The organism is Kitasatospora sp. NPDC059648 (genome assembly GCF_042734825.1).
GTDB lineage: Bacteria > Actinomycetota > Actinomycetes > Streptomycetales > Streptomycetaceae > Kitasatospora.
On sequence record NZ_JBHWDU010000097.1, the window covers coordinates 17,717 to 27,369 of the forward strand.

The following is a 9,653-nucleotide window of genomic DNA, read 5'->3' on the forward strand; positions in this document are numbered from 1 at the left end:
CGAACGCTGTGTCGCACCAGGCACGGCAGTTGCGCGGAAGGGGCCCGATGGAAGCCGGCAGCAGGTGGACCACCTGGTGGCAGAAGCGTGACCGACAGCGGGCCCGCCCCGACGGTGCGGACCCGGCCGCCAGACTGGACCAGCTGCTCGGCGCCGTGCGCGCCGGATTCCCCCTCGCGCCCGCCGCCCACCCGGCCGGCTACCGCTGCTCCTGCGACCGGGTGGCCTGCCCGGCCCCGGCCCAGCACCCGGTCTCCTTCGCCTGGCAGACCCAGGCCACCACCGATCCCGAGCAGCTCTCCCGCTGGCTCTCCCGCGATCCCCGGGCCAACTTCGTCACCGCCACCGGGCGGGTGCACGACGTGCTGGACGTCCCGGCCGAGGCCGGGCGGCTGGCCCTGGAGCGGCTGACCGCGCTGGGCGTCGAGGGCCCGGTCGCCGCCGTCGGTGAGGACCGCTACCTGTTCTTCACCGCCACCCGAGGCACCCCGCAGGACGAGGACGAGTGGTGGGACAGCGCGCTCGACTCGACCCCGGACACCATGTCCGAGCACCCCGGCCTGCGTTGGCACTGCCGCGGCTCGTACACCCTGCTCCCGCCGGCCGCACTGCCGGACGGCTCCCAGGTGCGGTGGCTGCGCGGGCCCGAACTGCCCCTGCCGGACCCGCTGCGGGTGCTGGACGTGCTCACGGACGCCTGCACCGAGGTGGGCGCCGTCGCCGAGGAGCAGTGGCTGATCGGCTGAGCGGCTGCTGTTCGCCCGCTCGCCTCCGGCGCGCCCCGAGTCGAAGGGGCGCGCCGGGCCGCGGTTACGGCAGGGCTTACGGCAGGGTGAGGATCTCCGCGCCGTCCGCCGTGACCACCAGGGTGTGCTCGAACTGGGCGGTGCGCTTGCGGTCCTTGGTGACGACCGTCCAGCCGTCCGGCCAGATCTCGTAGTCGTAGGTGCCCAGGGTCAGCATCGGCTCGATGGTGAAGGTCATGCCGGGCTTGATGACCTCGGTGGCCCGCTCGCTGTCGTAGTGCGGGATGATCAGGCCGGAGTGGAACGACGTGTTGATGCCGTGTCCGGTGAAGTCCCGCACCACGCCGTAGTCGAAGCGCTTGGCGTAGGACTCGATGACCCGTCCGATGACGTTGATCTGACGGCCCGGCTTGACCGCCTTGATCGCCCGGTTGAGGGACTCCCGGGTGCGCTCGACCAGCAGCCGGGACTCCTCGTCCACGTCGCCGACCAGGTAGGTGGCGTTGAGGTCGCCGTGCACCCCGTGGATGTACGCGGTGGCGTCGATGTTGACGATGTCGCCGTCCTGGAGCACCGTCGAGTCCGGGATGCCGTGGCAGATCACCTCGTTGATGGAGGTGCAGACGGACTTGGGGAAGCCGCGGTAGCCCAGGTCTGAGGGGTAGGCGCCGTGGTCGCACATGTACGTGTGGGCGACGGCGTCCAGCGCGTCCGTGGTGACGCCGGGGGCGATCAGCTTCGCCGCCTCCTCCATCGCCCGGGCGGCGATGGCGCCCGCGATCCGCATCTTCTCGATCGTCTCGGCGGTCTGCACCTCGGGCCCGGTGTACGGCGTCGGCGCGGGCTTGCCGACGTACTCGGGGCGCGCGATGTGCGCCGGGACCTTGCGGGTGGGGGACTGGATGCCGGGTACGAGAGCCATGGCGGCGAGTCTAGTCGCCGGGCCCCGCCGTCCCCCGGGGGTGTGCGGACCGGCCCGGCCCGGGGAATGATCGGTACCGACCCCTATCTCTGGACGGGAGAGTGCCATGCCCCTCGGATTCCACCGCAAGCCGGCCGGCCAGCCGGGCGAGTGGTTCTACTGCATCAAGCACGGCAAGGTCGAGGAGGGCCCCGAGTGCCCCGCCAAGGACCGCCTCGGCCCCTACGCCACCCCCGACGAGGCCGCCCACGCCCTCCAGACCGCCGACGAACGCAACCGCGAGTGGCAGAACGACCCCCGTTGGACCGACAAGCCGAAGGACGAGGGGGCCGAGTAGGGGCGCCACCGAGGGGCCGGACCGCGCTGCTGACGCAGTCGTCCGGTCCGGTCACGCCGCGGCGGGTGCCTCCTGTTCCCCGCGTTCGTGGGCGGCGCGGACGGCCGCGGTGTGGGGGTCGGTGCGGTCGTCGTGGGCGAGGAGCCCGGGGAGGGCGGCGGCGACGGCGAGGACGGCGGCGATGCAGGCCAGGCCGCCGGTCCAGACGGCGGCGCGGACCCCGACCAGGCCGGCCATGGTGCCGGCCCGGACCTGGCCGAGCTGGGGGCCGACGGAGTAGCTGAGCAGTTCGACGCCGGCCATCCGGCCGCGGACCTCGTCCGGGATGGACTGGTTCCACATGGTGGAGCGGGCGATCCCGCTGACCTGGTCCGCGCCGCCGGCCAGGGCCAGTCCGAACAGCACCAGCCAGACGTTCCCGGCCAGTCCGGCCAGCGTCATGGCCGCGCCCCAGCCGACCGCGGCGACCACCAGCAGCCGGCCGTGCCGGTGGACCCGGGACGTCCAGCCGCTGGTCGCGCCGACCAGCAGGCCGCCGACGGCGGAGGCCGCGTACATCGGGCCGAGCGCCCAGTCTGCGCCCAACTCCGAGGCCAGGAACGGGAAGACGGCCACCGGGAAGGCGAACAGCATGGCGCAGGTGTCGATCGCGTAGGTGCCGAGGAGGTCCTTGCGGCTCCACGCGTACCGCACGCCGGTGAGCACCGCCCGTACGGACGGGCGCTCGGCGCCGGTGGGCGGCGGCACCGCCCTGATCCGGACGAGCAGCAGCAGGGAGGCGACGAAGGTCAGCACGTCCAGCGCGTACGCGGTCTGCACCCCGGAGAAGGCCACCACGACACCGGCCAGCGCCGGCCCGGCCACCGAAGCGACGTTGTGGTAGAGCGACTTGAGGGCGAAGGCGGCCGTCAGGTGCTGGTGGGCGACGATCCGCGGCAGCAGCGAGTCCAGGGCCGGGCGCTGGAGGCCGTCGCAGGCCGCGACCAGCGCGGCGACCAGGTACAGCGGCCAGAGCACCGGATGCGGCAGCAGGGCGTTGAGCAGCAGCAGTCCGGCGAGCAGGCCGAGCGCGGCCTCGGAGCGCAGGACCAGCTTGCGACGGTCCAGGGCGTCGGCCAGGGCGCCGCCCCAGAGGCCGAAGACGATCAGCGGAACGAGTTCGACGGCGCCGATCAGGCCGACCGCGAAGGAGGAGTCGGTGAGCTCCTTGATCTGCATCGGCAGGGCGACGTACGTCAGGAAGCTGCCGAAGCTGGTGATACAGCCGCTGGTCCACAGGTAGCGGAAGTCGCGGGAGGCGCGCCACGGGGACAGGTCGGGGGCCAGCGAGCGCAGCAGCCTGCGTGTCCGACCGGTATGCGGTGGTTCGTCGTCCTTCACGAACGACCATCCTGGGTCGGCTGCTCGACCCCCCGCAACGGGTTTTTCACCAGCGGCTGAGCGAGGGTGCCGAGGTCAGCCGCCCGGCGAGTTCGGCCAGCCGGTCCAGGGCGGAGCGGCGGCCGACCGGCTGTCCGGCGGCGGCGCTGACCAGGTGCTGGGCGAGGTCGAAGGGCTCCTCGGCGGCGGTGCCGACGGCGAGGCGCTCGTGCGCGAGGTCGGCGAGGTCGGTGCGGGCGGAGAGGTCGCCGTGAGGGACGGAGGCGACGGTGTCGGCGCCGTCCAGTGCGAGCACGGTCGCGCCGCGCCGGCGGGCGTCCCGCACCCGCTCCAGCAGCGGGGCGCCCGCCGCCCCCGGCGCCACCACCAGCACGGTGGCGCCGCGCCCGGCCCCGCTGAGCCGCCGCAGGCCGTGCGCCAGGTGGGCCGGGGCAGTGGCGGACGGGCGGTGCCGCAGCAGGGTGGGGGCCAGCCGGGGGACGGCCGACCAGGCGGCCTCGTCCTCCAGGTGGGCGGCCAGGTGCCAGGGCTCGTACGCCTCGGTGCCCACCAGCAGCAGCTCGCCCGCCCAGCGCCGTTCCACCGAGCGCCGCAGCGAACCGGCGAAGCCGCCGACCGCCTCCAGCCAGCCGGTGCCCGCGAGCCGCTCCCGGAGTGCCGAAACTCTCACAGCGTCCATGCGGGCCAGGATGTCGCGCCCGGTCTTCGGTTTGGGAAGATCGGCCCATGACTTCCCTCGATTCAGCGACAAACCCGGCCCACGAGCTGCCGGACGTCTCGCAGCTGGTGGTCGGCGTCCTCGGCGGCACCGGCGACCAGGGGCGCGGCCTGGCCCTGCGGCTGGCCAAGGCCGGCCAGCAGGTGATCATCGGCTCCCGTGACGGCGCCCGGGCCGAGGCCTCGGCCGCCGAGCTGGGCGTCGGCGTGCGCGGTGCCGACAACGCCACCGTCGCCCGGGAGAGCGACGTGGTGATCGTCGCGGTGCCGTGGGAGGGCCACGCCGCCACCCTGACCGCGCTGCGCGAGGAACTGGCCGGAAAGATCGTCGTCGACTGCGTCAACCCGCTCGGCTTCGACAAGCAGGGGGCGTACGCGCTGAAGCCGGAGGAGGGCAGCGCCGCCCAGCAGGCCGCCGCCCTGCTGCCGGACTCCCGGGTCACCGCCGCCTTCCACCACCTCTCGGCGGTGCTGCTGCAGGACGAGTCGGTGGAGCGGATCGACACCGACGTCATGGTGCTCGGCGACGACCGGGCCGCCACCGACGTGGTGCGGGCGCTGGCGAGCCTGATCCCCGGCATGCGCGGCATCTACTCCGGCCGGCTGCGCAACGCCCACCAGGTGGAGGCCCTGGTGGCCAACCTGATCTCGGTCAACCGCCGCTACAAGGCCCACGCGGGCCTGCGGATCACCGACGTGTGACCCGGGAGCGCCGCGCCGACCTCACCCCTGGAACCCCGTCCGGAGGTGAGGTCGGCGACAATGGGGGGCGGCCGCCACCCGGCCGTCCGTACCCGGTCCTAGGAGCCCCGCGCCATGCCTCGCACGTCCCTCTTCGCCCTGCTCGTCGTCGTCCTCGCGCTTGCGGCCGCCGTGGTCTCGGTGGTCCAGGGCTTCTGGCTCGGGCTGGTCTGGCTGCCGCTGGCCGGGGTGGCCAGCAACGTGCTGTGGATGAACCGGCGCCGGGCGAAGCTGGCGGAGGCGGCCGAGCGGGCCTAGTTCCTGCCTAGTTCTTCCAGAAGCTGAACAGGTACCGGCCGACCGTCGCGTAGTCGGTGTCCACGCCGAACAGGCCCATCAGGCCGTGGACGATCCCGAAGAAGAACGAGTTCACCTCGGGCTGCCACAGCAGCGCGAACACCGCGAGCATCCCGTACGGCGCGAACGGCTCGACCGAGCGCCGGGTCTTGGCGGAGAGCCAGGGCTCGATGATCCCGTAGCCGTCCAGGCCCGGCACCGGCAGCAGGTTCAGCAGGGCCGCGCTGAGCTGGAGCAGGCCGAGGAAGCCGAGGGCGCAGGCGAACGGCGAGTAGGGCAGCTCGTAGCCGTACCAGGTGGCGTGCAGGTCCGAGCCGTCCAGCCAGCCGGCGCCGACCGGGACCAGCAGCGCCGCCGCGAAGACCAGGTTGACCAGCGGGCCGGCCGCCGAGATCAGGCTGTGCTTGAGCCGGCCCTCGATCCGGTGGCGCTCGATCCACACCGAGCCGCCGGGCAGGCCGATGCCGCCCAGGATCACGAAGACGATCGGCAGCACGAAGCTGAGCAGCATGTTGGTGTACTTCAGCGGGTTGAGCGTGAGGTAGCCCTTGGCGCCGACGGTGATGTCGCCGCCGTGCAGCGCGGTGCGGGCATGGGCGTACTCGTGCAGGCAGAGGGAGACCATCCAGCCCGACACCACGAACAGGAACACCCCGAACCGGGCGTTGCCGTAGCCCGAGTACACCGCCCAGGCGGAGGTGCCGAGGGTGGCGAGGAGCACCCAGAACACCGGGCTGATCCGGCGGTCCTCGCTGCGGGAGCGCGGCGTGGCGGCGAAGGTCATCTGTGGGTGCTCCGGGTGCAGAGGAGGACGGTGGTGACGGCTGGGGTCGATCATGCCGGGCGGGCCGGTGACCGGACAAGCCGCTCCGGGTGAACGTCCGAGGGTCGCCGCCCGGTTCCGTCGGGCGCGCGGGCGGGGAGGCCGCCGGAACAATTGTGCGCCCGGACTTCGGCCGATCGACCAGAATGGACCGGTGCACTACGGCATCCTCGGCACCACCACGGCCCACCACGACGACGGCACGCCGGTCCCGCTCGGCGGTGCCCGGCTGCGGGCGCTGCTGACCGCGCTCGCCCTGCGGCAGGGCCGGCCCGTCCCGGCCGACCTGCTGGTGGACGAGGTGTGGGAGGCCGAGCCGCCGCAGGACTCCTCCGCGGCGCTGCAGACCCTGGTCGGCCGGCTGCGCCGCACCATCGGCCGGGAGCGGATCGGCTCCGGACCGGCCGGGTACTGGCTGACCGGCCCGGCCACCGACCTCGCCGACTTCCAGCGGCTGAGCGCCGACGGCCGCCGCGCCCTCGACGCCGGTGACCACGCGCTGGCCGCCGAACGGCTGCGCGCCGCCCTGGCGCTGTGGCGCGGCCCCGCCCTGGCCGACCTGCCCGACCGGGCCGGCCCGGCCGCCCGCCTGGAGGCCCAGCGGGACGAGGTCCGCCGCCACCGGATCACCGCCGATCTGGGCCTCGGCCGCGCACCCGAACTGGTCGCCGAGCTGGCCGAGCTGTGCGAACGGCAGCCGCTGGACGAGCCCCTGCAGCTGCTGATGCTGCGGGCCCTGCACGAGAGCGGCCGCACCGCCGAGGCGCTGCGCCACTACGAGCGCACCAGGCGCGCCCTGGCAGACGAGCTCGGCGCCGATCCCGGCCGGCAACTCCAGTCGCTCCACGCCGAGTTGCTCAAGTCCACCGAGCCGGCCCCGGAACCGGAAGCGTCGGGGCCGAGGGCGAAGCCCGAATCCGCGCCGCCGGTCACCGCCACCCCGGCCGCCCCCGCGTCCCAACTCCAGCGCGCCGCAGGCAATCTGCGCGGCCGACTGACCAGTTTCGTCGGCCGGGAGGACGATCTCGCCACCCTGCGCCGCCTCCTGGTGGCGGACCGCAGGCTGGTCACCCTGACCGGCCCGGGCGGCTCCGGCAAGACCCGGCTGTCGGTGGAGGCCGGCCGCGCCGAGCAGTCCGCCGGGCGCTGGCCGGACGGCGTCTGGCTGGCCGAACTCGCTCCGCTGGAGAGCCCGGAGGCCGTCCCCGCCGCCGTGGTCTCCGCGCTGGGCATGCGCGAGCTCGTGCTGCACAGCGGCAGCATGGTCGCCGAGGTGATCGAGAAGCGCGCCGAGGATCCGGTGCGCCGGCTGGTCGAGCACTGCGCCCACCGTCGGATGCTGCTCGTCCTGGACAACTGCGAGCACCTGGTGCAGGCCGCCGCCGACCTGGTCGACACCCTGCTCGCCGAGTGCCCCGGGCTGACGGTGCTCGCCACCAGCCGCGAGCCGCTCGGCGTGCCGGGCGAGACGGTGCTGCCGGTCGAGCCGCTGCCCGACCCGGTGGCCGTGCGCCTGTTCACCGAGCGCGCCGCCGCCGCCCGTCCCGGCTTCGACCCGCGGAGCGACCCGCAGGCCTGCACCGAGATCTGCCGCCGCCTGGACGGCCTGCCGCTGGCCATCGAACTGGCCGCCGCCCGGCTGCGGGTGATGACGGCCCGCCAGATCGCCGACCGTCTGGACGGCCGGTTCGCGCTGCTCACCGCCGGCAGCCGCACCCTGCTGCCGCGTCAGCAGACCCTGCGCGCGGTGGTCGACTGGAGCTGGGACCTCCTGGGCAAGAGGGAACGGGCGGTGCTGCGCCGGCTCTCGGTGTTCGCGGGCGGCTGGCAGTTGGAGGACGCCGAGGCGGTCTGCGCCGACGGCACGGAGGTGGTCGGCCCGGAGGTCGCCGACCTGCTGCTCTCCCTGGTCGACAAGTCCCTGCTGGTGGCCGACCTGGCCGACGACGGCGGCCAGCCGCGCTACCGCATGCTGGAGACCATCCACGAGTACGCCACCGAGCGCCTCGCCGAGTCCGCCGCCGAGCGCGACGCCACCGAGGCCCGCCACCTGGCGCACTTCCGCGCGCTGGTGGCCACCGCGGACCTGAACATCCACGGCCCGCAGCAACTGCACTGGCTGGCCGTGCTGGAGCGGGAGCAGGACAACATCCGGGCCGCGCTGCGCCGCGCGATCGACCTCGCGGACGAACAGCAGGCGCTCGTCCTCGGCCTCGGGATGGGCTGGTACTGGTCGCTGCGCGGCTACAGCATGGAGGCGCGCGGCTGGTACGGCGCGATCGCCGCGCTCGGCCCGGACCCGTTCCGACCGGACGCCCCGCCGCCGGTGCCGCTGGAGCGCAACGTGCTGGCGTACGGCGTGCCGATGCCCGAGGGGGTGGTCGAGGAGGCCCGCCGGCTGCTCGCGATATTCGGACTGATCGGGCTGTTCGAGGGGAACCTGGACGTGCTCGGCAACCCGGAGGCGGTCGGGACCGCCGAGCGGCTGCTGGACGTCTATACCGAGGACCTTCCGCAGTCCTACCGCTTCCCCGCGCTGATGCGTGTGTTCAGCGCCTTCCTGGCCGGCCGCCTGGAGCTGATGAAGGACCTGATGGACGACGCCGTCCGCGGCTGCGAGCGGTACGGCGACGCGAACGACCTGGCGTTCGCCCTGCAGGTCCGGGCCAGGATGCTGAACGACTGGCCGGAGGGCGAGGAGCAGAGCCTGCGGGACGGGCGGCGCTCCCTGGAACTGTTCGAGCAGGCCGGCGACCTCTGGGGGATGTCCCAGGCGCTGTCGGCCTGGGGCGAGTCGCTGGCCAACCGGGGCGACACCGAGGGCGCCGCCGCCGCGTATGAGCGGGCGATCGGACTGGCCGAGGAGCTGGGCGCGCCGCACGAGGTGCCGATGCTGAAGGTGAACCTCGGCAGCGTCCTGCTGGAGCGGGACATCGAACGCGGTGAGCGGATCGTCCGGGAGGCGCTGGCGGGCATCGACTCCCCGGCGCTCAACCAGTCCACCACCGGCGCCGTGCTGATCGGCCACCTGACGCTCTGCGGCCTCCACGCCCACCGCGGCGAGTACCAGGAGGCCCTGGCCGCCCTGGAGGAGCTCGACGCGATCACCGCGGGCGGGTTCGTGCCGGGCATCGTGAGCGGGCTGCTGCTCAGCACCCGCGGCTGGGTGACGGCCCGGTCCGGTGAGCCAGAGCAGGGTCTCGCCCAGATGCGCGAGGGCCGCCGCCGGCTGGTGGCGATGACGGCCGCGAGCGGTTTCGCCGAGCAGATGACGGTCATGGTGGTGCCCGCCGTGGTCGGCGTGCTGCGCGCCTTCGCGGAGCGGGACGGAGACCTGGAGCGCGCCCGGCAGGCGGCGGTGCTGGCCGGGGCGCACAAGGGGCTGAACGGCCCGAAGGGCGGCTACCTGGAACGCGTGGAGCGCGAGCGGTCGGCCGTCGCGCTGCGGGAGCTGCTGGGGGAGGAGGCCTTCGACGCGGCCCACGCGGTGGGCGCGGATATGACCAAGGACCAGATCCAGGCGGTGCTGTCGGAGCTGCTCGACTAGCCGGCCGGGACGGGCCGGTACCGCGGATCCAGCCGGGTCCGCGGACCGTGCCGGACCCGTGGACGCGCCTGCGGGCCGGTCGGCCGGTGCCCGTCCCCTGGCCCCCGGCCCAGCGGCGCGCCCCCCCGCCGACGTCCACTCCC

General features: G+C 74.1%; 9 protein-coding genes. 5 read left to right on the plus strand and 4 right to left on the minus strand.

What is annotated here, in order from left to right:
* Positions 1 to 47: 47 nt before the first annotated feature.
* On the plus strand, positions 48 to 746 hold the full coding sequence (locus tag ACFV1W_RS35025; protein WP_380421308.1) for a bifunctional DNA primase/polymerase: 699 nt from the start codon (positions 48 to 50) through the stop codon (positions 744 to 746).
* 76 nt (positions 747 to 822) lie between these two features.
* On the opposite strand, the gene map is transcribed toward ACFV1W_RS35025, so the two are convergent.
* A complete protein-coding gene (gene map / locus ACFV1W_RS35030; RefSeq protein WP_380421309.1) occupies positions 823 to 1,668 on the minus strand; it encodes a type I methionyl aminopeptidase in 846 nt (281 codons plus the stop codon).
* A 106-nt stretch (positions 1,669 to 1,774) separates the two neighbouring features.
* Here map and ACFV1W_RS35035 point away from each other — a divergent pair, with 106 nt between their 5' ends.
* Positions 1,775 to 2,005, plus strand: a complete 231-nt coding sequence (locus ACFV1W_RS35035; protein ID WP_380421310.1) for a hypothetical protein — start codon at positions 1,775 to 1,777, stop codon at positions 2,003 to 2,005.
* Between the two features lie 51 nt (positions 2,006 to 2,056).
* Here the strand turns inward: ACFV1W_RS35035 and ACFV1W_RS35040 are convergent, their stop codons facing one another.
* Together ACFV1W_RS35040 and ACFV1W_RS35045 are read right to left on the minus strand one after the other, a co-directional pair.
* A complete protein-coding gene (locus ACFV1W_RS35040; protein ID WP_380421311.1) occupies positions 2,057 to 3,385 on the minus strand; it encodes an MFS transporter in 1,329 nt (442 codons plus the stop codon).
* Between the two features lie 46 nt (positions 3,386 to 3,431).
* Positions 3,432 to 4,064 (minus strand): hypothetical protein, encoded by a 633-nt coding sequence (locus tag ACFV1W_RS35045; protein WP_380421312.1) that lies wholly within the window; start codon positions 4,062 to 4,064, stop codon positions 3,432 to 3,434.
* Positions 4,065 to 4,111: 47 nt separating this feature from the next.
* Between ACFV1W_RS35045 and npdG the strand changes: the two genes are divergently transcribed.
* The gene (gene npdG / locus ACFV1W_RS35050; RefSeq protein WP_355203764.1) at positions 4,112 to 4,804 is read left to right on the plus strand and encodes an NADPH-dependent F420 reductase; all 693 of its coding nucleotides are present in this window, start codon (positions 4,112 to 4,114) and stop codon (positions 4,802 to 4,804) included.
* 114 nt (positions 4,805 to 4,918) lie between these two features.
* On the plus strand, positions 4,919 to 5,101 hold the full coding sequence (locus ACFV1W_RS35055; protein ID WP_380421313.1) for a hypothetical protein: 183 nt from the start codon (positions 4,919 to 4,921) through the stop codon (positions 5,099 to 5,101).
* A gap of 7 nt (positions 5,102 to 5,108) precedes the next feature.
* On the opposite strand, the gene ACFV1W_RS35060 is transcribed toward ACFV1W_RS35055, so the two are convergent.
* Entirely contained in the window at positions 5,109 to 5,924 is an 816-nt protein-coding gene (locus ACFV1W_RS35060) for a site-2 protease family protein (RefSeq protein WP_380421314.1), read from the minus strand.
* 193 nt (positions 5,925 to 6,117) lie between these two features.
* Here ACFV1W_RS35060 and ACFV1W_RS35065 point away from each other — a divergent pair, with 193 nt between their 5' ends.
* Positions 6,118 to 9,510 carry a BTAD domain-containing putative transcriptional regulator gene (locus ACFV1W_RS35065; RefSeq protein ID WP_380421315.1) on the plus strand — a complete coding sequence of 1,131 codons (3,393 nt, stop codon included), beginning with the start codon at positions 6,118 to 6,120 and terminating at the stop codon, positions 9,508 to 9,510.
* Positions 9,511 to 9,653 lie beyond the last annotated feature (143 nt).

What these genes read in the sequence shown, in the direction of transcription:
- ACFV1W_RS35025 (WP_380421308.1), top strand. Translation starts at nt 48, where the DNA reads ATGGAAGCCGGCAGCAGGTGGACCACCTGGTGGCAGAAGCGTGACCGA.
- map (WP_380421309.1), bottom strand. Translation starts at nt 1,668, where the DNA reads ATGGCTCTCGTACCCGGCATCCAGTCCCCCACCCGCAAGGTCCCGGCG.
- ACFV1W_RS35035 (WP_380421310.1), top strand. Translation starts at nt 1,775, where the DNA reads ATGCCCCTCGGATTCCACCGCAAGCCGGCCGGCCAGCCGGGCGAGTGG.
- ACFV1W_RS35045 (WP_380421312.1), bottom strand. Translation starts at nt 4,064, where the DNA reads ATGGACGCTGTGAGAGTTTCGGCACTCCGGGAGCGGCTCGCGGGCACC.
- npdG (WP_355203764.1), top strand. Translation starts at nt 4,112, where the DNA reads ATGACTTCCCTCGATTCAGCGACAAACCCGGCCCACGAGCTGCCGGAC.
- ACFV1W_RS35055 (WP_380421313.1), top strand. Translation starts at nt 4,919, where the DNA reads ATGCCTCGCACGTCCCTCTTCGCCCTGCTCGTCGTCGTCCTCGCGCTT.
- ACFV1W_RS35060 (WP_380421314.1), bottom strand. Translation starts at nt 5,924, where the DNA reads ATGACCTTCGCCGCCACGCCGCGCTCCCGCAGCGAGGACCGCCGGATC.